Source organism: Extibacter sp. GGCC_0201, from assembly GCF_017566055.1.
In the GTDB taxonomy this organism is placed as follows: Bacteria; Bacillota; Clostridia; order Lachnospirales; family Lachnospiraceae; genus Extibacter.
Window position 1 is genome coordinate 103,334 of the sequence record NZ_JABFCH010000002.1, and the last position, 24,089, is coordinate 127,422.

Genomic DNA, 24,089 nt, shown 5'->3' on the forward strand with positions numbered 1-24,089 from the left:
AAAGAAATCCTAATATAAGAAGAGCCGGAATCAGGTACGGGGATGTCTTGATGACATCCCCTGCCTGGTTCCGGCTCTTCTTTCAGCAACGGCGTGCACAGATTTCTTCTATCACTGCACATATTAAACTTGTTATTTTTTATCAGCCACCTCACGCAGCCAGCGTTCATTCGCTGGCCAGTAACGCCACATAGCCGTCCTCGCCCTTGTTAAGTAAAGTAGATAGCGGGCGGGGAGCCGAGTGGGAGATGCGCAGGTATAAGCGGGAGAGGCGGAGAATCCTTTCCGTAGCCCTTATCCTGCGGGATGTAAGCCGCTGTCGGCGCACATTCCGCAGGGTTAGGGATACGTGAAATAGTCAGAGCCTCGTACGCATCGGAGCAGATGCCACCCGGCTCCCAGTCCGCAGCCACTTCACTAAACCCACAGTTACTTGATAAATCCAAAGCAGTTAAGTATTACGACAAGCATCAGCACTGGAACGATAACTGCGTACAACAGCTTCTGAAATTGTGAGAAGCCGCCGTCTCTTCCGTTGACGGTAAGTTCTTTTTCAAAATCTTTGAAGCCCCACACCTTAGCGACATAGAAGCAGGTGAGGAGACAGCCGAGTGGAAGCAGGATATACGCTGTGAACGTATCAAGCCAGTTGTAAATATTATAATAAGATACTCCGTTCAAATCGATAAACGGGAGCTGTACTCCGCTTAATACGCCAAAGCCAAGTGACACGATGATACCGCCGGCGAAGATGACAAGCGAAGTGATGGTCGTAGATTTCCGGTGCGATATGTGTGCTGTCTCTTCCAGCCATTTGTTCGGAATCTCGATGATGGTGAACAGCGTGGAAAGTGCGGCAAACAGCAGTGCGATAAAAAAGAAGATGCCGATAAACCGTCCGCCAGGAAGCTTTGAGAATATCTGGGTCATTACCACGAAGATTAAGGAAGGACCGCTTGACACATCTACGCCTGCTCCAAATGCGGAAGGAATGATTACAAAACCTGCCGTCAGCGCTACGACAGTGTCACAGACTGCTATCCATATGGAATCTTTTTTGATATTATTTGACTTTGGAAGACTGGCGCCGAGGGTGACAAAGATACCCCAGCCGATTCCGATAGAGAACAGTACCTGCGTCGCGGCATCTGCAAATACTTTGACGCTCATCTTGCTGAAATCCGGTACGATGTAATACTTCAGTCCTTCAGCGGCATTAGGGGTAGAAAAGACAGCCCAGATGCCACATATGAGTAAAAGGATAAACAATGCAGGCATCATGAACTTAGTAATCTTCTCCACCAGGTTCGTAATACCGAAGAACAGCAGAATCGCTACGACTATCATTACGATTGCCGTATAGATTAAAGGTTCGGCAGCTTTTGACGTAAAGCTGTTAAAAAATACCTGCGTGTCAGTTCCGAAATCTGCACCGGTGATATAGGCGACTGCATATTTCAGCACCCATCCGCCGACAATAACATAATACATGTCAATCAAAGCCGTACAGAGCATGGCTATCCAGCCGATAAACCTGTACTTTTTCTTGACAGCGCCGAAAGACGTCGCCACATTGGCCCTCGCGTAACGGCCGATGGCGCTTTCCGCCTTGATTAGAGGATAACCCATAATCAAAGCCATAAGAATATAGACTACGATGAATACGCCGCCGCCCCCTCCGTAGGCAAGGTATGGGAAACGCCAGATATTACCGAGCCCGATTGCGGCCCCGGCCGCGACCATTATGTAACCAAAGCGCGAACCCCATTGCGCCTGGTCGTTCGTACTGTTGCCAGTACCAGCCTCATTACTACTCATAACAACACTCCAATCTCTATTTTATTTGAGAAGTGTTGAATTAAAAAAGGATGCGCTCACAACTGCTGTGAGAGCATCCTTACCCAATCCAATCCTCTTTTTTAGTATAGCCTAGCAACATGTAATTGTCAAGAATTTATCCATTCCCAAGGGCCCCGCGCAGCGCTCCAGTGTACGGAAAAAGGAACAAAATAAAGCCAATAATCACTAGACTTTTAAATGTACTAAGGATATAATGAATGTATACGTCAAGTTATAATAATATGTAATATATTTTAAGGAGGAACAACAAAAATGGCAAGAAAAATGAAGACCATGGACGGTAACCAGGCCGCGGCGCATGCGTCATATGCGTATACTGAAGTAGCGGCTATCTACCCGATCACACCATCATCTGTTATGCCGGAACACGTGGATGAGTGGGCTACAGAGGGCAGGAAGAACATATTTGGACAAACTGTCCAAGTAACAGAGATGCAGTCAGAGGCGGGCGCAGCCGGAGCAGTACACGGTTCACTGGCAGCAGGTGCTATGACGACGACATTTACGGCATCTCAGGGATTATTGTTGATGATTCCTAACTTATATAAAGTAGCGGGTGAGCAGCTTCCTGGCGTATTCAACGTATCCGCCCGTGCGATTGCAAGCCATGCATTATCTATTTTCGGAGACCATTCAGATGTCTATGCCTGTCGCCAGACGGGTGCGGCCATGCTGTGCGAGTCCAGCGTGCAGGAAGTCATGGACCTGACACCGGTTGCCCACTGTGCGGCACTGAAAGGGAAGATTCCGTTTATCAACTTCTTTGACGGATTCCGTACGTCTCATGAGATCCAGAAGATCGAGACATGGGATTATGAAGACCTCAAAGAACTGGTCGATATGGATGCAATCGATGCATTCAGAAACCATGCTTTGAATCCAAACCATCCTTGCCAGAGAGGTTCCGCCCAGAATCCGGATATCTTCTTCCAGGCAAGAGAGGCATGTAACCCGTACTACGATGCTATGCCGGCTATCGTACAGGAATACATGGACAAAGTTAACGAGAAGATCGGAACAGACTATAAGCTCTTCAACTATTATGGTGCGGCAGATGCGGAAAAGGTTATCATCGCTATGGGCTCAGCATGTGAGACGATTGAAGAGACCGTAGATTATATGCTGGCAGCAGGCGAAAAGGTCGGCGTTGTCAAAGTACGGCTTTACAGACCGTTCTGTGCTCAGGCATTGATAGATGCAATACCGGATACGGTCAAGACCATCTCCGTACTTGACAGGACGAAGGAGCCAGGTGCGTTCGGCGAACCATTATACCTGGATGTAGTGGCTGCATTAAAAGGAACTAAATTCGATGCAGTTCCTATACTGTCAGGACGTTACGGACTGGGATCGAAAGACACGACGCCGGCTCAGATTGTCGCTGTATTCAACAATACGGAGAAGGCGAAGTTTACAATCGGCATCGTAGACGATGTGACAGGACTCTCTCTGGAAACAGGAGCTCCTCTTGTTACGACTCCGGAAGGTACGATCAACTGCAAGTTCTGGGGACTTGGCGCTGACGGTACTGTTGGTGCTAATAAGAACTCTATCAAGATTATCGGTGACAATACGGACATGTATGCGCAGGCTTATTTTGACTATGACTCCAAGAAGTCCGGCGGTGTTACGATGTCACACCTGCGTTTCGGCAAGAAGGCTATCAAGTCTACGTATCTGATTCGTCAGGCAAACTTCGTAGCCTGCCATAACCCTTCTTATGTTGATAAATACAACATGGTACAGGAGCTTGTGGACGGCGGAACATTCCTGCTGAACTGCCCGTGGGATATGGAAGGGCTTGAGAAGCATCTTCCAGGCCAGGTAAAGGCATATATCGCTGACCACAATATCAAGTTCTACACGATTGACGGTATCAAGATTGGTAAAGAGATCGGACTTGGCGGACGTATCAATACGGTTCTCCAGTCTGCATTCTTCAAACTTGCCTCCATCATTCCGGAAGAAGAAGCTATCGACCTTATGAAGAAGGCTGCAAAAGCTACCTACGGAAGAAAAGGCGATAAGATCGTACAGATGAACTATGACGCTATCGATGCAGGCGCGAAGCAGGTAGTAGAGGTTCAGGTTCCTGACAGCTGGAAGAGCTCGGAAGATGAAGGGCTGTTTACACCGGAAGTCAAGGGTGGAAGAGAAGATGTAGTTTCCTTTGTTAAGAACATACAGTGCAAAGTCAACTCTCAGGAAGGCAACTCCCTGCCTGTATCAGCATTCAGCGATTATGTTGACGGCTCTACGCCATCTGGTTCTTCTGCATACGAGAAACGTGGTATTGCAGTAGATATACCAATCTGGAAAGAGGAAAACTGTATCCAGTGTAACCGCTGTGCTTACGTGTGTCCGCACGCGGTCATCCGTCCGGTTGCATTGACGGAAGACGAGCTTGCCAAAGCTCCGGAAGGAACGAAGGCAATCGATATGGTCGGCATGCCTGGCATGAAATTTGCGATTACGGTATCCGGCTATGACTGTACGGGATGTGGCTCCTGTGCTAACGTATGCCCGGGCAAGAAGGGCGAAAAGGCACTCGTTATGGAGAACATGGAAACGAATGTAGACACATGCCAGGAAAGATTTGACTTTGGAAGAGCGATTCCGGTTAAGCCAGAAGTTGTTGCCAAGTTCAAACCAGAGACGGTAAAGGGCAGCCAGTTCAAACAGCCGCTCCTTGAGTTCTCAGGCGCTTGTGCGGGATGTGGAGAGACGCCATATGCGAAGCTGATAACGCAGCTGTTCGGTGACAGGATGTACATCGCCAATGCTACAGGATGTTCTTCTATCTGGGGCAACTCCTCACCGTCCACGCCATATACGGTGAACGACAAGGGACAGGGTCCTGCATGGTCCAACTCCTTGTTTGAAGACAATGCAGAGTTCGGATACGGCATGCTGCTCGCTCAGAAGGTTATCAGAAAGAGGCTGAAAGAAGAAGTGGAATCCTTAGTGGCTTCAGACGAGGCATCAGCAGAAGTAAAAGCTGCGTGCCAGGAATATCTGGATACGTTTAACAGCGGAGCGACGAACGGAGATGCTTCTGATAAGCTTGTGGCTGCATTAGAAGGATGCGGCTGTGAGACATGCAATGACATCGTGAAGAACAAAGACTTCCTCGCTAAGAAGTCCCAGTGGATATTCGGCGGTGACGGATGGGCGTATGATATTGGATTTGGCGGTGTCGACCACGTGCTTGCAAGCGGCGAGGACATCAACATCATGGTATTTGATACGGAAGTTTACTCCAATACAGGCGGACAGTCTTCCAAGGCTACAAAGACAGGTGCGACAGCACAGTTTGCAGCAGGCGGAAAAGAGACGAAGAAGAAAGACCTTGCAGGTATCGCGATGAGCTATGGTTACGTATACGTGGCACAGATTGCCATGGGTGCTGACTTCAACCAGACGGTCAAGGCGATTGCGGAAGCAGAAGCATATCCAGGACCATCACTTATCATCGCATATGCACCATGTATCAACCATGGCATCAAGATGGGCATGAGCAAGGCTCAGACAGAAGAAGCGCTGGCTGTACAGTGTGGATACTGGAACAACTTCCGGTTCAATCCTGCTGCAGAAGGAGCTAAGTTTGCTCTGGACAGCAAGGAGCCTACCGGCGATTATCAGGCATTCCTTGATGGAGAGGTACGTTACAGCGCTCTGAAGAGGGCTAATCCTGAGAAGGCTGAAAAGCTGTTCGCGAAGAATGAAGCAGAAGCCAAGGAAAGATATGATTATCTGAAGAAGCTCGTAACGCTTTACGGTGGAGAATAAGAGACAGATTGCCCCGGGCATATAGCCCGGAGGTACATTAAGAGGAGGAGAGGCCAGCCTTTCCTCCTCTTATTTGGCGTTATAGACAAATTTTAAGAAAGCATCTCCCTATATGGCTGATAAGCAGAAAATGTGCCAAAAATATATCATTTATTGACAAATACCGGTAAAAATGATACAAATGTACTATATGAATAATGAACTTGATAGAGGCGCGGTTTTCATCAGTAGTCCAGCACGATAGTCCGGGAGACTGTACTGGGCGGAAGGGGAGACCGCCGAAGGGTGTGCATATCCCGCGTGCACATTCTGGGACGCATGCAGAAGATGCTGCGGACTGTCACATCAGTGGAGCGCTATCAGTGTATGATAAGTACATATAATATGTATCGTGTATATTATGCCATGGATGCGCCTCCGAAGGGCGTTATTCATGGCGTTTTTGTGGTATGGAGAAACCCTGTTCTGAATCGGCGGCTGTTTTCCATATTGCAGGAATCCAGGGAAAAAGGGAAGAGAGAGGAAGAAAGATGAACAAAAGAAGTAGGAAAGTTGTATGGGGGACACTGGTTCTTCTGCTAATGCTGGCGTGCAGTTCTCTGACTGTATTCGCAGCAGAAGATGCGGCGGAGTACGTACCTGACATGTATGCCTCTTTTTGGGCGCTGGTACCGCCTGTTGTGGCTATCGTGCTCGCGCTGATTACGAAGGAGGTATACAGCTCGTTGTTTATAGGCATTTTGATGGGCGGCATATTCTACTCCAACTTTACGTTTGAAAAGACGATAACACATGTATTCCAGGACGGCATAATCGGTGTGCTGTCAGACAGCTATAACGTGGGTATCCTGGTGTTCCTCGTCATTTTGGGCGTCATGGTATGCCTTATGAATAAAGCAGGCGGGTCGGCTGCATTTGGGCGATGGGCTTCGGAACATATCAAATCGAGGGTAGGAGCGCAGCTTGCGACAATCGTGCTCGGCGTGCTCATATTTATCGATGATTATTTTAACTGCCTGACCGTAGGAAGCGTGATGCGTCCGGTAACGGACAAGCACAACGTATCGCGGGCAAAGCTGTCTTATCTGATTGACGCCACTGCCGCCCCGGTCTGTATCATAGCACCGATATCGTCATGGGCAGCGGCCGTGACCGGATTTGTGGAAGGTGAAGATGGACTCTCTATATTCATAAGGGCTATCCCATATAATTTCTATGCACTGCTCACTATCGTCATGATGCTGGGGCTTGTGTTCATGAAAGTAGATTACGGCCCTATGCGGCTGCATGAAAAGAATGCGGCAAAGGGAGACTTGTATACGACTCCGGACCGGCCTTATGCCAATGCAGAGCCGGAATCAGGGGAAGACAGCAGGGGCAAGGTCATAGATCTTGTGTTTCCGATACTGCTTCTTATCGTCTGCTGTGTAATCGGAATGATTTATACAGGAGGATTCTTCTCGGGCGAGGACTTTGTCACGGCATTTTCACAGAGTGATGCTTCGGTGGGCCTTGTGCTCGGCAGCTTCTTTGCATTTGCCATCACGATTATTTTCTATGTGGCGAGGCGTGTTATGAAGTTTGGCGAATGCATGTCCTGCATTCCGGACGGATTTAAGGCCATGGTTCCGGCAATCCTCATCCTGACGCTGGCATGGTCTCTGAAAGCGATGACAGACAGCCTGGGTGCCGCCGCTTATGTGGAAGCGATGATGAAATCGAGCGCCAAAGGGTTCGTGACGCTTCTGCCGGCCATCATCTTTCTCGTAGGCTGCTTCCTGGCATTTGCCACAGGGACTTCTTGGGGAACGTTTGGAATTCTTATACCGATCGTCGTGGCCGTATTTGCCGGAAGCAATGAAAATATGATGATCATCTCTATCTCGGCATGTATGGCGGGTGCAGTATGTGGAGACCACTGTTCACCTATCTCCGACACGACCATCATGGCGTCGGCCGGGGCGCAGTGCAATCATGTGAACCATGTGACGACGCAGCTTCCTTATGCGGTTACGGTGGCAGCCGTGTCCTTTGTCACCTATATTGTGGCAGGGTTCGTCCAGTCTGCCTGGATTGCGCTTCCGGTGGGAGTCGTGCTGATGCTCATTGTATTGTTTGTAATCAGAGTGATCAACATCGATAAAGTATAGCAGTCGCGGGGAGGCAAGTATGCGGGAGATGCAACAGAAGCCGGAGGCCGGACATGGCGCAGACATGACAGCCATGCGTCCAGCAAGGCTTATATCTGTAGAAAATGAAGTCCACGCCCAGATGATAGCAGGCGTCCTGGAAGGGAACGGTATAAAGTGCTGGATACGTGACAAGGAAAGCGGCGGCTACTTGAGTATTTACATGGGTTTTTCTGTCTTTGGAAAAGACTTGTATGTAGATGAAGCCGATGTAGACCGGGCCCGGGAACTGGTGGACGGCATCGAAGCCGAGATAGATACAGAGGATGCGGGGAAGATGGCAGAAGAGGAGGATATCCCCGCCCCGCCATTTTATAGGAACAGGCGTATCGTTGCGGGCGTTATCGCGGCTGTCCTTGGCGTATCGGCGGCAGCCGCACTGATTCTGAATCTGTATGATGCATTTTTTGGTTAATGAAACAAGAAGATACCCCTATAGAATTCAGGCTTTTTCAAAGCCTTGAACCGCTACAGGGGTATCTGCTGAGAATATTCCTTATATTCACCACCCTTTAAATAATACCTTTTTCTTTCGCATTTATCAATAGCCGGAACCCGGTCACTTTTCCGCCATAGTGTACGATTCTGACTTCTTCAAAGCAGTATTCGCCATTCATCTTCATGCCGGCAAGCTGCCTTTGCATGATTATCAGAATCCCCAGCTCGCCAATCGGAGATTCCCCGGCATATTTATAAGAGAACTGGTGAAGGTGCCGGTTCGTATTCAGCACCCTCTCCAGATATTCAACATACCCGTCAGGACACAGCTCTTTCTTGGGAATAAAGATTCTTTCTGCGCCGCCTTTATCGTCCAGAAAGCACATGACTCTTTCCTGCGGTATGATAATGAACTCATCAGCACATTCGTAACAGATATTATATTTTTTTCTTTTCATAACTCAAGGAATTTAATTTTAAGTAGCTTCCTACTTTTTTTAAAGATGCCCTGTATATGACGTATTGATACAGTGCTGCTATAATTCCGGCTCCTGCCAGCATAGCCAGAATCTTCATATCTGTTACAGATAAGTTCTTATCATTCGTAGTAAGAGTGATAGCCTCATATATGAGCAGAAGTACCACTCCGAGTATTGTCGGCAGGACAAAGATTTTCTTAATCTGGCTTTTCATCAGCTCTCTTCTGTAATGCCTGTCTGCCCCTAGTTTCTTAATATCTTCAAATGCCTGTGCATTGGCAATTCCCATTCCCTGGCTTCTAGTATATCCGATAATCCCCACAGATGCGAAACATATCAGAAATACATAACCGAACAGAAGGAGCCTGTTAGCCAGAAGCATGGTTCTCTGCTGTCTTAAAAGAGGTTCCATAACAGGAGCATACTGCCAGTCTGTTTCTCTTAGAGGATTCTTCGCATCTACAGTGGCATCATCCTCCATATCTGCGTAATCACTTCCCTTTCGTTCTCCTTCCAATGCATTATAATAGCTCATAACATTCATATCTTCAGACATCCCATTTACAAATAATTCATAAAATTCTCCGGCAAATGCTGCCATACTTTTAAGGTTTCCCTCCGTGTTGAACAGAACCTGTGTCTCCTGCTTTTCTTCCGGAAGCCCGCTTTTAAGCCTTAAATAGTCTTCATCGTTCAGTATAAAACGGCTTCCGATATTCATTCCAACGCTGGTCGTTATGATAAGTGAATGGTAAGTCGTATTTCCTAAGTATTTCATCGGCAGGAACTGTCCTTCACTCTGACAGTATAATTTATCCATGTCCCCGAATTTGTACCAGATGTTCTCGTATGCATTCTTGCCCTCGATCTGGTAATAGGAGCCTTCTGGTATATCAAGCTTCGTTCCTGTCAGCTTTTCATATTCAGAAACACTGGTACAGTCATATTCCGCATACTCATCATAATAAATTTCCATCAGTTTATTATCATCAGACATGTCCCTGTCTGTTCCGCTGCCTGTTACCCTTATAAATTCCCCTTCCCGGTAATCGCCTATTGTTATGCCATTTTGATCCGCCAGTGAATCAAGTTCTTCCTTTGAAGGTTCATCTGCATCATTCAGATAGCGGTAGGAAAAGTCGTCCTCAAGCACCGTGTCTGTTGTCATATTGGCCGGAATATAAGAAATTGCATACAGCCCGGCGAAAATCAGCAGTGTTATAACCAGCATATTCTTCACGACAGATGCTCCCTGGAATTTGATCATTCCATAGTTGATAAGGTTATTATAATATTTCTGTGGATTCCTTCCTTTCTGGCGGCTGGATACCGCATACACGAGCATCCGGTACACTCCCAGCAATATTAAGAGGTAGAAGGCATTGGTCCATCCCCCTAACCACATCCCTAAAGCATATACTGTAATCTGTTCCAGGATCACAGCCCCGAAAAAGCCCACGGCAGTCAGGATGATTCCGCTTATGAAGTAAGATCTGGATACTGCTTTTTTCATTGGTTCCTGTTTACGCTGTTCATTAATGACCTCCAGGATATTCGTACGTTTCATAGCTCTCCAGGCCAGAAACTGAACCATGATAAAAAGCACTGCCGCATACAGCACAGAAGCCAAAAATCCTGAAACAGTGAATGCGAATGCGGAATCGCTGACGCTGGCTGTCATCATCTCCATCAGTTTTCCTACAAGAAAAGCAATCACTGAGCCAATTACGATACCTGCTGCCGCACACGCGCCGATAATCTTGGCCAGCTCCAGGCTAAGGGCTTTGGCCAGGACTTTCCTCTCTGCGCCAAGAGCCATAAATATCCCTATCTCGCGGCTTTTATATCTGAGGAACAGCCGTGCCGCATATGCTGCGAATATAATACAGCCGGAGAGCGCCACACCGCATATAAGGTAGATCTGTTTCCCGCTGTCACCACCTGCCGGCAGCGAATCCTGTATCAGAGGGCTGCACACCATCATAAGAAGTGATGACACAAGAAGGACCGCGAATGTCATACAGAACCGGAACTGCCGGTAATCTCCCTTGTTCTTTTTTCTAAGCCTGCTCCATAAAGTACTAAGCGTCATCTTTATTCACCCCCGTTCAAGTCTCTTAATACGGTCAAAAGCTCTTCCATGAACTCCCGCCTGTTCCCTTTTTTCACAAGTTCTGTGTAGATCGACCCGTCTCTCATCACGATCACCCTGTCACAATAGCTTGCGGAAAAGCTGTCATGGGTTACCATGAACGTAGTGGCATTCAGTTTTTTCTGCGCATCCAAGAACGCACCGATTACCGCTTCACTGGAGCGGCTGTCCAGATTCCCTGTGGGTTCATCCGCAAGGATTAACAGCGGATCATTCATCAATGCTCTGGCAACCGCTGTTCTCTGCTTCTGTCCTCCTGATATCTCTGCCGGATACTTATCTGCGATTTCTCTGATCCCGAACATGTGAAGCAGATTCTCTGCCTTCTTTTCCATTTTCTCAAAAGGCTCTTTCCGGATGGATTTTGGGACACATACATTTTCAAAAACAGTCAGCCCGTCCAGCAGCATAAAATCCTGAAATACGAATCCAAGCTTATTATTGCGCACTTTAGCAATCTGCTTTTCCGTCAACTTGGCAAGGTTAGAATCCTTAAGCCTTACTGTTCCTTCTTCAAATGGTATAAAACAGGAAATACAGTTTAACAGAGTTGTCTTGCCGGAACCGGAAGGTCCCATGACTGCTACGAATTCTCCTTCCTGTACCTCAAATGATACGTCCTTTAGCACTTCATATCTGTTCTTCCCTGTCTGATAGCTTTTATAAAGGTGCTCTACTTTTAACATCATATATTCCTCCTGATTCCTCTTCCTTTTCTGATACTTATTTTATGGGAAACAGGCTCGTAATTCGACCCTCCAGAATGTCAAGTTTTACCGCTCTTTTGTAAAATTCGGTATTTGGAAATAGTCCTTTGAATTGCTGAGCAACTTCTTTTCTATATCCCGGGCTTATGGTATAATGTGCGTACAGGGCAGAGCCGGGTTACCGGAAATGTTAATGCTAAGCTTGCTTAGACAATTGCATTTCCGGCAATCCGGCGAGCGAAGCGACCGAGGAAAACCGTAGGTTTTTCGAGGCTCTGCCCGTTTGGTTCACGGTTATGGTATGATAACTCTAAAGTACCGGAGGTTGATCATTAATGCTTAAGCTTGCAGTCTGCGACGACGAGAGGGTCTTTCGCAGTGATTTACGAAAAATAATAAGTACAGAACTGGATTTATGCGGAATGGATTATCAGATTTTTGAATTCACCTGTGGGGAAGAGCTGCTTGATTCCTTAGATAATGCAGATTACCAGATTATATTTCTTGATATTGAGATGAAGGCCCTTGACGGCATTTCCACAGCAAAGCAGCTCCGTTCAAGGAAGAGCTGCGGGGAGATTGTATTCGTCACTTCACATCCGGACTTTGTCTTCCAGGGCTATGAAGTACGCGCTTTAAATTATATTATGAAGCCGTATGAACGCGAGAAGATAACAGCTGTCCTGCACATGGCACTGGAAGCCCAGGATATCTCCATGGAGAAATATTACGTCATTGAGCAGCAGGGCAAACGTATCCGTGTCCCGCTTTCATCTGTAAAATACTTTACCAGTGACAAGCGGATTATCCATGCAGTCACCTCAGAGAAGCGCTATTCCTTCTATGAAAAGCTAAGTGAACTGGAATCACAGCTGCCTGACAGCTTCATCCGTATTCACAGCCGTTATCTGATTAATTTAAAATATCTTGCAGAGTTAAAAGGTAACAGTATCCTTGTAGATGGGGAGTCACTTCCGGTGAGCCGTTCCTGCAAGCCTGATCTTTCCATTGCTTTTGCGAAATACATGCTGCATTAGGAGAACATATCATGCTGAATACAATTGTGTACATTATAAATCTGGGGATTTCTGTTACCTATGGGACCTTGCTTTTTTTCATACTTAAGAAATTTCTACCGCTGCGCAGAAAGAGTCTTGTGCTGGAATTTCTCGAGGTGGTATTGATTGCATATACTACCAACATTGCCATATTTCCCGGAGAAGTCACCGGTACGATGGGTTCTTTCCTGGCTTTATTTATACTGATGCTTGTCTTCCACAAAAGCAGCCTCTTTTTGAAACTCTCCGCCACTATCCTGGTATTTCCGGTCATAGCATCCATTTCCTACATCCTGGAGGATGTAGGTTACCTTATCTGGCTGCATATCTGCCAGCGCCAGATGACCGAGGCTGCCCAGACTATCCTCCATACAGTTACCATGTTTTTCCGCATCCCGGTATGGTATGCAGTCTACTATTTTATAAAGTTATATGTTCCCCATGCTGTCCATGACCTGAGCAGACGGATGTGGATATTGATTGACCTTATATCCCTGTCCTCGTTTATCGGGATCATTACTGTCATTTATAAGTCGACCTATGCCACTTCCCACGCCGCATATCCCGCATGTATCGCGAGCCTGATTACGAATATGGGGTGCTTTTATCTGTGCACCTATCTGGCAAAGACAATGCGTACAGAGATGGAACTTAAGACCTATCAGTACCAGCAGGCCTATTATAAAGAAATAGAGTCCAGCCAGCAGACGATACGAAGCCTCCGCCATGATATGAAGAACCACCTGAATATCATCTGTACATTTCTTCAGAACAAAGACTATGAAGATGCAGACCAGTATCTGAATGAGCTGGACAGGGAATTCATAACCTCTGCAAAAGTATACTGTAAAAGCAGTACTGTCAATGCCGTGTTAAGCGCCAAAGAACAGACTGCCATGGATAACAGTATACACTGTGACTTCCAGATCGGCCTTGAGGAAACGCCTCCGATTGATAATATCGATTTGTGCTCTCTATTAGCCAACACTCTGGATAATGCTATTGAAGCCTGCTGTAAGATACCGGACTATTCTATGCGTTTCCTCACATTGAAGGCACGGTGCAAAAATAATTATTTTAGTTATGAACTTGTAAACTCCAAGGTAAATGCCGTCGTAGAAGAATCCGGACATTATAAGACCAGTAAAAATGATTCCTCCCTCCACGGGATTGGTCTTGAAAACGTAGAACGTATTGTGGAGAAATATGGCGGGGACATGAAAATCGACTACACGGACGATACGTTTACTGTAACCATTCTGGTAGCCAGAGGAACTATGGTCTCTCCGATTATCATGCCCGTGTCACGGCTTACGCCTCCGTACATCATATAATATAAGCGGAGGCCCGGAATCAGGGGGAAGACAGACGCTGTCAAATCGGTATTAGCCGACAGCCCCTTTCAAGTTCAGGGAAAAACTGGTATAATGCACAGTGTAGCAGGCTGCATATTGGTCTATACTAATGATATGCCTCCGCCTGCGGAGGGACAGCCTGAATGAAGAAAGGAGAAGATTGGAAGTTATGAGTGTAAAAGACTTACATGCATATGATCTGATACAGGAAGAGAAGCTAGAGGGGATCAAGTCGTACGGTTATCTGATGAAGCATAAGAAAAGCGGAGCGAGGCTTCTGCTCGTGGAGAATGAGGATGAGAACAAAGTATTTTCCATCGGTTTCCGCACGCCGCCGTCAGACAGCACCGGGGTGCCACATATCATGGAACATTCCGTACTGTGCGGTTCTAAGAACTTTCCGGCCAAAGACCCCTTCGTGGAACTGGTAAAAGGTTCCCTGAATACATTCCTCAACGCGATGACTTATCCGGATAAGACCGTATACCCGGTGGCAAGCTGCAATGACAAGGATTTCCAGAACCTGATGCACGTCTATATGGACGCGGTACTATATCCGAATATATATGAACACGAAGAAATATTCCGGCAGGAAGGGTGGAGCTATAAGCTGGACGATGCAGAAGCAAAACTGGAATATAACGGTGTCGTATACAATGAGATGAAGGGGGCATTTTCGTCACCGGAAGGGGTGCTGGACAGAGTCGTGCTCAACACGCTGTTCCCGGATACTTCATATGCTAATGAATCGGGTGGTGATCCGGAGGCGATACCGGACCTTACGTATGAACAGTATCTTGATTTCCACAGGAAGTATTACCATCCGTCCAACAGCTACATCTATCTGTACGGAAATATGGATATGGAAGAGAAGCTCCAGTGGCTGGATAAGGAATACCTAAGTGATTTTAAAGCAGACGATGTAGACTCGGAGATCAAGCTGCAGCAGCCGTTTGAAGAGATGAAGGAAGTGACGATTCCATATTCCATAGCGAGCGATGAGCCGGAAGAGGACAATACGTACCTGTCCTACAATAAAGTGATAGGAACGAGCCTTGACAAGGAGCTCTATCTGGCATTCCAGATACTGGACTACGCATTGCTCTCGGCGCCGGGTGCGCCGCTTAAAAAGGAGCTGACCGATGCGGGGATAGGCAAGGATATCATGGGTTCCTATGACAACGGCATCTATCAGCCGATTTTTTCTGTCATAGCGAAGAATGCCAATGTAGAGCAGAAGGAGGCGTTCATCGGCGTGATTGAGGACGTACTTGCCGGCATAGTGGAGAAGGGCATGGATAAGAAGGCTCTTGAGGCGGGAATCAATTATCATGAGTTCCGCTACCGGGAGGCCGATTTCGGCAATTATCCGAAGGGGCTCATGTACGGGCTGCAGATGATGGACAGCTGGCTCTATGACGAAGAGAAGCCCTTTCTCCATATCGAGGCGCTGGAGACATTTGAGTTCCTTAAGAGCCAGGTTGGAACCAGATATTATGAAGACCTGATCCAGAGGCATCTGCTTGACAACACGCACGGGGCTGTCGTTATCGTAGAGCCTGAAAAGGGACGTACGGCCAGGATGGATCAGGAGCTGGAGAGAAAGCTTCAGGAGTATAAGGACAGCTTGAGCGAGGAAGAAGTGAAGGAGCTTGTAGAGCGGACGAGAGGGCTTGAGGCATACCAGTCGGAAGAGGACAGCGAAGAAGATCTGAACCGTATCCCGGTCCTGAAGCGGGAAGACATTTCCCGTGATATCGAGCCGATATTAAATGAAGAGATGTCTTTTGCAGGTGCTCCAGCCGTCTTCCATGACATAGAGACGAACGGTATCGGATATGTGGATATCTTGTTTGATCTGTCGGGAATCCCCGAAGAGGAGGTGCCGTATGTCGGAATCCTGCAGACTGCTCTCGGAATAATCGATACGGAGAATTATGGGTATGGCGAACTGTTCAACGAGATCAACATGCATACGGGAGGCATCGGTACGACGCTCGAGCTGTATTCCGACGTCACCGACGTGCGCAGCAAAGCGTTCAGGGCTACGCTGGAGATAAAAGCAAAAGCGCTGTACAACAAGCTGCCGGTTGCATTTGACATGATGGGGGAGATCCTGACCGCATCGAAGCTGGATGACACGAAGCGGCTGAAGGAGATTCTCGGGATGGCCAAATCCCGGCTGCTCATGCGGTTCCAGTCTGCCGGACATCTGACAGCGGCGCTCAGGGCGATGTCATATTCCTCTCCGTCGGCGAGGTTCAAGGATATGACGAACGGCATCGCCTTTTATGAGAAGATCGCGGACATCGAGGAGCACTTTGAGGAGCAGAAAGAAGCGCTTGTCCAGCATTTGCAGCATCTCGTGAAGCAGCTGTTCCGGCCGGACAATATGATGCTCAGCTATACTGCGTCAAGAGAAGGGCTCGAAGGATTGGACGGCCTGGTGGCTGGCCTGAAGGCAAGGCTCTTTAAAGTGACGCCGGATGAGACGCCGTGTGTCATACACTGCGAAAAGAAAAACGAAGGGTTCAAGACTGCTTCTAAAGTACAGTATGTGGCCCGCACGGGCAATTTTATCGACAATGGCGCGTCTTATACCGGTGCCCTGCAGATATTGAAAGTGATCTTAAGCTATGAATACCTTTGGCAGAATATACGTGTCAAGGGCGGCGCATATGGCTGTATGAGCAATTTTAACCGCATCGGGGAGGGCTACTTCGTATCGTACCGTGATCCGAACCTGAAACGGACGCTGGATGTATATGAAGGGGTCGTGGATTATCTGAAGAACTTTACAGTGAGCGAGCGGGATATGACGAAGTATATCATTGGGACAATGAGCAACATAGACCAGCCCATGACGCCGGCTGCAAAGGGCGACCGTTCCATGAGCCTGTATATGAACAAGGTCAGCGCGGACATGATACGGGAAGAACGCAGCCAGATATTGGATGCTACGCAGGGTGATATCCAGAGCCTGTACCGCGTCGTGGAGGCGGTGCTCAAGGCAGGGCAGCTCTGCGTCATCGGCAGCGAAGAGATGATAGAGGAGAACAAAGAACTGTTCCGGACTGTGACAAGTTTTTAACAGGGGACGTAAGAAAATTAAGTTTGGTTACGTACCAGATTGAGAAGGAGAACGTATGAAAAAGGATTTTAAGTCGGGGTTCGTCACGTTGATCGGCCGCCCGAATGTAGGGAAGTCGACACTTATGAACTATCTTATCGGGCAGAAGATAGCCATCACCTCCAATAAGCCGCAGACGACCCGGAACCGAATACAGACCGTATTGACGCTGGATGATGGGCAGATCGTATTCGTAGATACGCCGGGAATCCATAAGGCCAAGAACAAGCTGGGCGAATATATGGTAAATGTAGCGGAGAAGACGCTGAATGAGGTGGATGTCGTGCTGTGGCTCGTCGAGCCGTCCACGTTCATCGGCGCCGGGGAAAAGCACATCGCGGAGCGGCTCGGGAAGGTAAGCACGCCTGTCATTCTCGTCATCAATAAGGTGGATATGGTGAAGAGGGAGGAGATTGCGGAGGCCATAACAGCGTATAAGGATATCTATGATTTTGCAGAAATCGTCCCGGTATCGGCCAGAAACGGTGATAATACGGATGAGCTTATGTCGGTCGTCATGAAGTATCTGCCTTACGGGCCACAATTCTATGACGAGGACACGGTTACCGACCAGCCGGAACGGCAGATCGTGGCAGAGCTTATCCGTGAGAAGGCGCTGCACAGCCTGAATGAAGAGATACCCCACGGAATTGCGGTGGCTGTCGACAGCATGAAAAAGAATAAGAAAGTAATGCATATAGATGCCACTATAATATGCGAACGTGATTCCCACAAGGGGATAATTATTGGCAAGCAAGGAAATATGTTGAAAAAGATTGGAAGCACGGCCAGGTTCGAGATAGAAAAAATGCTTGGATGCCAGGTAAACCTTAAGCTCTGGGTAAAAGTTAAAAAAGACTGGCGTGACAGTGAGTTCCTGATGAAAAATTTTGGATACAGGGACAACGAATAAAAAGGTACTGCCATGGGAGAACCTAATCTTATAAAACGGAAGATGAGGTGATTCCATGGAAGACAGGTACTGGGACAGATTTACCAGAACAGGAACAGTGACAGATTATCTATATTATAAAGGAATGGATATCTGCCGACAGGTGATGGACCGCTGCGAAACGGACGCCGCTTCGGCAGACGGCACGCACGATGTAAGACAGACAGGTGGAAGAATCAGTGAATCAGATTACGGTGACAGGCATGGTGCTTCATGCATCTCCTATAGGTGAATACGACAGGCGGGTTGTAATTCTGACGAAGGAGCGGGGAAAGATATCTGCATTCGCACGTGGGGCGAGAAGGCCCCACAGCGCGCTTGTAGGCGTGACCAGCCCGTTTACCTTCGGCGAATTCACGGTGTACGAGGGGCGGACATCATATACGCTTGTGTCAGCCTCTGTTTCCAATTATTTTTCGGAATTGAGGATGGATGTAGAGGGCGCTTACTACGGCTTTTATTTTTTGGATTTTGCGGGCTACTATGCCAGGGAATACAATGACGAGACGCTGCTGCTGAAGCTCTTATACCAGACGCTGCGTGCGCTGACGAATCCGCATCTTGACAACCGCCTTATCCGGTACATATTTGAGTTGAAGGCAATAGCGGTCAACGGGGAAGCGCCTCAGGTTTTTGAATGTGTCCGCTGCGGGGACAGAGAACGTCCCGCGCTGTTTTGCGTATCAAAAGGGGGCCTTGTGTGCAGCGAATGCCAGAGGACGGCCGGGGACGGGGTCCGGCTGCTTGCGTCTACTTTGTATGCGATGCAGTATATCATCAGCTCTCCGATTGAAAAGCTATATACTTTTGCGGTAAAAGAGGATGTGCTGGAGGAGCTCGGCAAGGTTGTGGGCGCATATTTGGACACTTATGTGGAAAAACGCTTCAAATCCCTGGAAATACTGGAAACAATTGTACGATAGGGCTTGAAAACCCCGGTTGATAACTGTATAATAATTAACAATTATGAAACTATAGAAGGCGAGGATGAGGATATGGTAGAAAAAACGATGGATAAGATTGTAGCGTTGGCGAAATCAAGAGGATTCGTATACCCGGGGTCTGAGATTTACGGCGGGCTTGCTAATACATGGGACTATGGTAATCTCGGTGTAGAATTAAAGAATAATGTAAAAAGGGCATGGTGGCAGAAGTTCGTGCAGGAGTCTCCATACAATGTAGGCGTGGACTGTGCGATCCTGATGAATCCGCAGACATGGGTAGCCAGCGGACATCTCGGGGGATTCAGCGATCCTCTGATGGACTGTAAGGAATGCCACGAACGTTTCCGTGCAGATAAGATGATAGAAGATTTCGCACATGCCAACGGACTTGACATCGGCGACAGCATCGACGGCTGGAGCCATGAGCAGATGGAAGCCTATATCAAGGAGCATGAGGTTCCATGTCCGACCTGCGGAAAGCACAATTTTACGGAGATTCGGGAATTCAACCTTATGTTCAAGACATTCCAGGGCGTTACGGAAGATGCCAAGAGTGTCGTATATCTTCGTCCGGAGACCGCCCAGGGAATCTTTGTAAACTTTAAGAATGTACAGCGTACATCGAGAAAGAAGATTCCATTTGGCATCTGCCAGGTCGGCAAATCATTCCGTAATGAGATTACGCCGGGCAACTTTACCTTCCGTACACGGGAGTTTGAGCAGATGGAGCTGGAGTTCTTCTGCGAGCCGGGTACAGACCTCGAGTGGTTCAACTATTGGAAGAAGTTCTGCCTGAACTGGCTTGAGACGCTGGGGCTGAAAGACGATGAAGTGCGTTACCGCGATCATTCGCCGGAAGAGCTGAGCCATTACAGCAATGCGACCACGGACATCGAATACCTCTTCCCGTTCGGATGGGGAGAACTGTGGGGCGTGGCTGACCGTACCAACTATGACCTCACGCAGCACCAGAACGTGTCTAAGCAGGACATGAGCTATTTTGACGATGAGAAGAAGGAAAAATATATCCCGTATGTCATCGAGCCTTCGCTGGGCGCGGACCGTATGGTGCTTGCGTTCCTGTGCAGCGCATACGATGAGGAGGAGCTGGAAGGCGGAGATGTGAGGACGGTGCTTCATTTCCATCCGGCACTTGCCCCGGTCAAGATCGGCATCCTTCCTCTGTCTAAAAAGTTAAATGAAGGTGCGGAGAAAGTGTACGCGCTGCTGAGCAAGAAGTATAACTGCGAGTTTGACGACCGCGGGAACATAGGCAAGCGTTACCGCCGTCAGGACGAGATCGGAACTCCGTTCTGCGTGACATATGACTTTGATTCTGAGGAAGACGGAGCGGTCACCGTGCGCGACAGGGATACGATGGAGCAGGAGAGGGTCAAGATTGAAGATCTGGAAGCTTATTTTGCGGAAAAGTTTGAATGGTAGAGATGTCTGAATAGTAGAGATGAGATGATGATGCTGTAAATCAGTCCCCTTTTGCCGGCAGTGAATGAGGCGGAAGGGGGCTTTATGTATCCTGAATGACAATGATTGGCGGAGGGTGAGAGAATGCTTCGGAAGATGACACAGGGCGAGCTTGAAGTAATAATTAGGGACCGCAGGCCGGGAGAGCAGCTTGACCTGCACGAGTCATTGCTGGACGGCCTCGACTTATCGGGCTGGGATCTACATAATATCAACTTTAATAAGAGCGATTTCCGCGGTGTGAACCTGGACGGGGCAAATATGGCTTATATAAAGGCGGACAATGCGTTCTTCGGCGGTTCTACGCTTAGGGGTACGAATCTGTCCGGCGCGTATCTGCACTCCGCGGATCTGCGCGGGTGTGATCTGTCCGGCGCGGACATAAGCGGGGCGGACATGTTTGCGTCAGCCCTGGAGAGGGCAGATATGGCGGGGCTTAAGACGGATGAAAAGACGAAGTTCTTCCATCTGTACTGTCCCGAAAGAGACCCGTTCATCGCGTGGAAGGTATGCTATGGCCGAAGGATTGTCAGGCTCCTTGTACCGGCGGACGCCAGAAGGATATCCGGGACGACAAATGAAGTGAAGTGTGACAAGGCAAAAGTGCTGTCCATTAAAAGTGCAGACTATAAGGAAACCTATGATGAAGCGCATTCCTATGTGGACGAGAACTTCATATACCGCACGGGAAAGATGGTGTATGCCGAGAATTTTAATCCCGACAGGTTCGTGGATTCAGGCGGAGGGATCCATGTGTGGCTGACAAGAGAAGAAGCCATCGCATATCTCGGCTAAAGGGCGGTAATAGAAAGAAGAGCGGAATACAGAAAGCGACCGGCATACAACGAATGTTTGCCGGTCGCTTTTGATAATATTCTTATGTAATTCTGCTTTTATGCTTCTGCTTTTCTCTTTTTAGCGTGGATATTGACATCCGTCGTGTAATTTTCCGGGTGCTTTCTTCTGTCTCTCAACTCAGCACATGCGGTATAGAGCACATCGGTTGAAGAGTTCAGTCCTGTCTCACAGGAATCCTGGATAACGCCTACGATGAAACCGACACCTACGACCTGCATTGCAACATCATTGGAGATGCCAAATAAGCTACATGCCATAGGAATCAGAAGAAGAGAACCGCCCGCAACACCGGATGCACCTGCAGCACTCAGTGCGGATAATACGCAGAGGATGAAAGCGGTCGGGAAGTCAACGGAGATTCCCATCGTATGTGCGGCAGCCAATGCCATTGTTGAAATGGTGATAGCGGCTCCGGCCATGTTAACGGTTGCTCCAAGTGGAATGGAGATAGAATAGGTATCTTCATCCAGCCCCATATCTTCGCAAAGTTCCATATTTACAGGAATATTAGCGGCGGAGCTCCTTGTAAAGAACGCGGTGATAAAGCTTCTTGACAGGCATTTGAATACGAGTGGGAACGGATTCGTCTTTGTGCAAAGGAACACGATTATTGGATTCATGACCAATGCTACAAATGCCATAGAACCTACCAGTACCACGATCAGCCTTCCATATGTAAGCAGGGCGCCCAATCCCTCTGTGGAGATTGTTGCAAAGATAAGGCCCATAATACCAAACGGCGCACAGCTGATAATCCATTTAACAGCCTGTGCAACAGCCTCGGAAATGTTGTCCAGCGCTGTCTTTGTACCTTCGCTTGCTTTCTTGAGGGCGATACCGAAGATGACAGCCCATGCAAGAATGCCGATGTAGTTCGCGTTAACGATGGAGTCTACCGGGTTTGCCACAACGTTCATAAGCAGGTTGGTCAATACTTCAATAACACCGCTTGGTGGCGCGACATCACTTTCGGCCGCTTCGGTAAGCGTCAATGTGATAGGAGCAACGTAGCTTGCCAGTACGGCTACAAGCGCGGATAAAAGGTTGCCGAGAAGGTACAGGACGACAATGAATTTCATGTTTGTCTTCTGGCCCTTTCCCATGCGGCATAAAGCACTCATAACGAGGAAGAATACCAGGATTGGCGCAACGCCTTTCAGCGCTCCTACGAATAATTGGCCCAGAATAGATATTCCGGAAGCCTGAGGGACCGTCAGACCGAGAATGATACCGAGAATCAATCCGCAGATGATTCTGAGTACAAGACTGACACTGTTCCATTTGTTGATAATGTTTTTCATGTTTCTCATTTCGCAGATATTGACATATTACGTATGGTAATATATATCTGCTTTCCTCTCTTTCTTTTAGTTTCGTTTTCCCCAACGTGAGACTATTATCTCACAAAGTTGTGAATAATGCTATATAAATTATAGTTTAACAAAAGCGATTTGTAAATAATAACATAGCTGATTTTCCAATTGTGCAAAAAATGAAGTAAATAGTATAAAAAAACTTGGAATACATCATTGTATATGGATAAAATGAATGATATAATTAACTCGAAAATAACCGCCTGGGGATGGCGGTAATAAGATTGGGAGGATAGAAACATGGGAGATATCAAAAATGACGGTATGATGTGGGCGCTCGTGAAAGAAAAGCCGGAGGAAGGTCTGTGGATGAAGAGGGTTCCGGTTCCGGAAGTAGGTCCAAACGATGTTAAGATTAAGATTCACAAGACAGCGATCTGTGGAACAGATGTACATATTTACCAATGGAATGACTGGGCACAGCACACGATTCCTGTAGGGCTTACGGCAGGACATGAATATGTCGGAGAAGTTGTGGAGATAGGAGACGGCGTCCAGGGCTTCCACATCGGGGACCTGGTATCGGGCGAAGGCCATATTACATGTGGACAGTGCCGTAACTGCCTGGAAGGCCACAAGGAGAACTGCAAAGATGCCAAAGGAGTCGGAGTCAACCGGAACGGTGCTTTCGCAGAGTATCTTGTAATTCCGTCATCCAACGTATGGCCGTGCAACCCGGCGATTCCGGAAGAGATGTATGCAATATTCGATCCATTTGGAAATGCTACCCACACGGCTCTTTCTTATGATGTGCTCGGAGAAGATGTCCTGATAACAGGGGCAGGCCCGATCGGCATCATGGCAGCTGCGATCGTCAAATTCTCAGGAGCAAGACATGTTGTTGTTACTGATCTGAATCCATACCGCCTGGAACTTGCTAAGAAGCTTGGCGCGACAAGGGTTGTCAACTTGAAAGAGGAAAAGCTTGCGGATGTAATGAAGGAAATCGGCATGACAGAAGGATTTGACGTAGGGCTTGAAATGTCAGGCAGCCAGCCGGGGCTTTCCGATATGATTCATAACATGAAGCACGGTGGAAAGATTGCGCTGCTTGGGCTCCAGAGGACAGACGCTGTCGTAGACCTTGAGACGGTCATATTCAACGGCCTGAATCTCCGTGGCATCTACGGAAGAAAAGTATGGGATACATGGTATAAGATGTCTACCATGCTTCAGGCAGGACTGGATATCTCTGATATCATTACGCATCACTTTGATATCAAAGATTATGAAAAGGGATTTGAAGCGATGATTTCCGGACAGTCAGGTAAGGTAATCTTAGACTGGGCACATGTGAATGATTAAATTTTTTTTATAAAGAAA

General features: G+C 47.8%; 17 protein-coding genes and 1 riboswitch. Of the genes, 12 read left to right on the top strand and 5 right to left on the bottom strand.

Annotated elements, in window-relative coordinates:
• Positions 1-429: 429 nt before the first annotated feature.
• On the bottom strand, positions 430-1,818 hold the full coding sequence (locus HJV72_RS01800; protein ID WP_208068212.1) for a sodium-dependent transporter: 1,389 nt from the start codon (positions 1,816-1,818) through the stop codon (positions 430-432).
• Between the two features lie 294 nt (positions 1,819-2,112).
• Between HJV72_RS01800 and nifJ the strand changes: the two genes are divergently transcribed.
• The 3 genes from nifJ (at position 2,113) to HJV72_RS01815 (ending at position 8,253) form a co-directional block, all read left to right on the top strand.
• A complete protein-coding gene (gene nifJ / locus HJV72_RS01805) occupies positions 2,113-5,649 on the top strand; it encodes a pyruvate:ferredoxin (flavodoxin) oxidoreductase (RefSeq protein ID WP_117770710.1) in 3,537 nt (1,178 codons plus the stop codon).
• A gap of 199 nt (positions 5,650-5,848) precedes the next feature.
• A riboswitch (Lysine riboswitch) is annotated at positions 5,849-6,016 on the top strand.
• A gap of 163 nt (positions 6,017-6,179) precedes the next feature.
• Complete coding sequence (locus HJV72_RS01810; protein WP_208068214.1) at positions 6,180-7,799, top strand: Na+/H+ antiporter NhaC family protein; 1,620 nt, start codon at positions 6,180-6,182, stop codon at positions 7,797-7,799.
• 19 nt (positions 7,800-7,818) lie between these two features.
• Positions 7,819-8,253, top strand: coding sequence for a putative signal transducing protein (locus tag HJV72_RS01815; protein ID WP_208068216.1), 435 nt, complete (start codon positions 7,819-7,821; stop codon positions 8,251-8,253).
• A 97-nt stretch (positions 8,254-8,350) separates the two neighbouring features.
• Here HJV72_RS01815 and HJV72_RS01820 read toward each other — a convergent pair whose 3' ends face one another.
• From HJV72_RS01820 to HJV72_RS01830, 3 genes are read right to left on the bottom strand one after another with little or no spacing between them, the layout of a single operon-like run.
• Positions 8,351-8,734 carry a hypothetical protein gene (locus HJV72_RS01820; RefSeq protein WP_208068218.1) on the bottom strand — a complete coding sequence of 128 codons (384 nt, stop codon included), beginning with the start codon at positions 8,732-8,734 and terminating at the stop codon, positions 8,351-8,353.
• Entirely contained in the window at positions 8,715-10,847 is a 2,133-nt protein-coding gene (locus HJV72_RS01825) for an FtsX-like permease family protein (RefSeq protein ID WP_208068219.1), read from the bottom strand. Before HJV72_RS01825 ends, HJV72_RS01820 begins: the two co-directional genes overlap by 20 nt.
• Positions 10,848-10,849: 2 nt before the next feature.
• Positions 10,850-11,593: an ABC transporter ATP-binding protein gene (locus tag HJV72_RS01830; RefSeq protein ID WP_066579709.1), complete on the bottom strand. Its 744-nt coding sequence runs from the start codon at positions 11,591-11,593 to the stop codon at positions 10,850-10,852.
• A gap of 356 nt (positions 11,594-11,949) precedes the next feature.
• On the opposite strand from HJV72_RS01830, the gene HJV72_RS01835 reads away from it, so the two are divergent.
• From HJV72_RS01835 to HJV72_RS01870, 8 genes are all read left to right on the top strand, one after another.
• A complete protein-coding gene (locus HJV72_RS01835) occupies positions 11,950-12,651 on the top strand; it encodes a LytR/AlgR family response regulator transcription factor (protein ID WP_066579707.1) in 702 nt (233 codons plus the stop codon).
• A gap of 11 nt (positions 12,652-12,662) precedes the next feature.
• The gene (locus tag HJV72_RS01840) at positions 12,663-14,006 is read left to right on the top strand and encodes a GHKL domain-containing protein (protein WP_117770718.1); all 1,344 of its coding nucleotides are present in this window, start codon (positions 12,663-12,665) and stop codon (positions 14,004-14,006) included.
• A 190-nt stretch (positions 14,007-14,196) separates the two neighbouring features.
• On the top strand, positions 14,197-17,118 hold the full coding sequence (locus tag HJV72_RS01845) for an insulinase family protein (protein ID WP_208068220.1): 2,922 nt from the start codon (positions 14,197-14,199) through the stop codon (positions 17,116-17,118).
• 55 nt (positions 17,119-17,173) lie between these two features.
• Positions 17,174-18,070, top strand: a complete 897-nt coding sequence (era, locus tag HJV72_RS01850; protein WP_208068221.1) for a GTPase Era — start codon at positions 17,174-17,176, stop codon at positions 18,068-18,070.
• A gap of 55 nt (positions 18,071-18,125) precedes the next feature.
• Positions 18,126-18,341, top strand: coding sequence for a hypothetical protein (locus HJV72_RS01855; RefSeq protein ID WP_066579700.1), 216 nt, complete (start codon positions 18,126-18,128; stop codon positions 18,339-18,341).
• The gene (recO, locus tag HJV72_RS01860) at positions 18,289-19,032 is read left to right on the top strand and encodes a DNA repair protein RecO (RefSeq protein ID WP_066579694.1); all 744 of its coding nucleotides are present in this window, start codon (positions 18,289-18,291) and stop codon (positions 19,030-19,032) included. Before HJV72_RS01855 ends, recO begins: the two co-directional genes overlap by 53 nt.
• A 72-nt stretch (positions 19,033-19,104) precedes the next feature.
• A complete protein-coding gene (locus HJV72_RS01865; protein WP_208068222.1) occupies positions 19,105-20,496 on the top strand; it encodes a glycine--tRNA ligase in 1,392 nt (463 codons plus the stop codon).
• Between the two features lie 123 nt (positions 20,497-20,619).
• Entirely contained in the window at positions 20,620-21,330 is a 711-nt protein-coding gene (locus HJV72_RS01870) for a pentapeptide repeat-containing protein (protein WP_208068223.1), read from the top strand.
• A gap of 98 nt (positions 21,331-21,428) precedes the next feature.
• On the opposite strand, the gene sstT is transcribed toward HJV72_RS01870, so the two are convergent.
• Positions 21,429-22,694, bottom strand: coding sequence for a serine/threonine transporter SstT (sstT, locus tag HJV72_RS01875; protein ID WP_066579685.1), 1,266 nt, complete (start codon positions 22,692-22,694; stop codon positions 21,429-21,431).
• Between the two features lie 312 nt (positions 22,695-23,006).
• Here sstT and tdh point away from each other — a divergent pair, with 312 nt between their 5' ends.
• On the top strand, positions 23,007-24,071 hold the full coding sequence (tdh, locus tag HJV72_RS01880) for an L-threonine 3-dehydrogenase (RefSeq protein WP_117770723.1): 1,065 nt from the start codon (positions 23,007-23,009) through the stop codon (positions 24,069-24,071).
• Positions 24,072-24,089: the final 18 nt, after the last annotated feature.

What these genes read in the sequence shown, in the direction of transcription:
- HJV72_RS01800 (WP_208068212.1), bottom strand. Translation starts at nt 1,818, where the DNA reads ATGAGTAGTAATGAGGCTGGTACTGGCAACAGTACGAACGACCAGGCG.
- nifJ (WP_117770710.1), top strand. Translation starts at nt 2,113, where the DNA reads ATGGCAAGAAAAATGAAGACCATGGACGGTAACCAGGCCGCGGCGCAT.
- HJV72_RS01810 (WP_208068214.1), top strand. Translation starts at nt 6,180, where the DNA reads ATGAACAAAAGAAGTAGGAAAGTTGTATGGGGGACACTGGTTCTTCTG.
- HJV72_RS01815 (WP_208068216.1), top strand. Translation starts at nt 7,819, where the DNA reads ATGCGGGAGATGCAACAGAAGCCGGAGGCCGGACATGGCGCAGACATG.
- HJV72_RS01820 (WP_208068218.1), bottom strand. Translation starts at nt 8,734, where the DNA reads ATGAAAAGAAAAAAATATAATATCTGTTACGAATGTGCTGATGAGTTC.
- HJV72_RS01825 (WP_208068219.1), bottom strand. Translation starts at nt 10,847, where the DNA reads ATGACGCTTAGTACTTTATGGAGCAGGCTTAGAAAAAAGAACAAGGGA.
- HJV72_RS01830 (WP_066579709.1), bottom strand. Translation starts at nt 11,593, where the DNA reads ATGTTAAAAGTAGAGCACCTTTATAAAAGCTATCAGACAGGGAAGAAC.
- HJV72_RS01835 (WP_066579707.1), top strand. Translation starts at nt 11,950, where the DNA reads ATGCTTAAGCTTGCAGTCTGCGACGACGAGAGGGTCTTTCGCAGTGAT.
- HJV72_RS01840 (WP_117770718.1), top strand. Translation starts at nt 12,663, where the DNA reads ATGCTGAATACAATTGTGTACATTATAAATCTGGGGATTTCTGTTACC.
- HJV72_RS01845 (WP_208068220.1), top strand. Translation starts at nt 14,197, where the DNA reads ATGAGTGTAAAAGACTTACATGCATATGATCTGATACAGGAAGAGAAG.
- era (WP_208068221.1), top strand. Translation starts at nt 17,174, where the DNA reads ATGAAAAAGGATTTTAAGTCGGGGTTCGTCACGTTGATCGGCCGCCCG.
- HJV72_RS01855 (WP_066579700.1), top strand. Translation starts at nt 18,126, where the DNA reads ATGGAAGACAGGTACTGGGACAGATTTACCAGAACAGGAACAGTGACA.
- HJV72_RS01865 (WP_208068222.1), top strand. Translation starts at nt 19,105, where the DNA reads ATGGTAGAAAAAACGATGGATAAGATTGTAGCGTTGGCGAAATCAAGA.
- HJV72_RS01870 (WP_208068223.1), top strand. Translation starts at nt 20,620, where the DNA reads ATGCTTCGGAAGATGACACAGGGCGAGCTTGAAGTAATAATTAGGGAC.
- sstT (WP_066579685.1), bottom strand. Translation starts at nt 22,694, where the DNA reads ATGAAAAACATTATCAACAAATGGAACAGTGTCAGTCTTGTACTCAGA.
- tdh (WP_117770723.1), top strand. Translation starts at nt 23,007, where the DNA reads ATGGGAGATATCAAAAATGACGGTATGATGTGGGCGCTCGTGAAAGAA.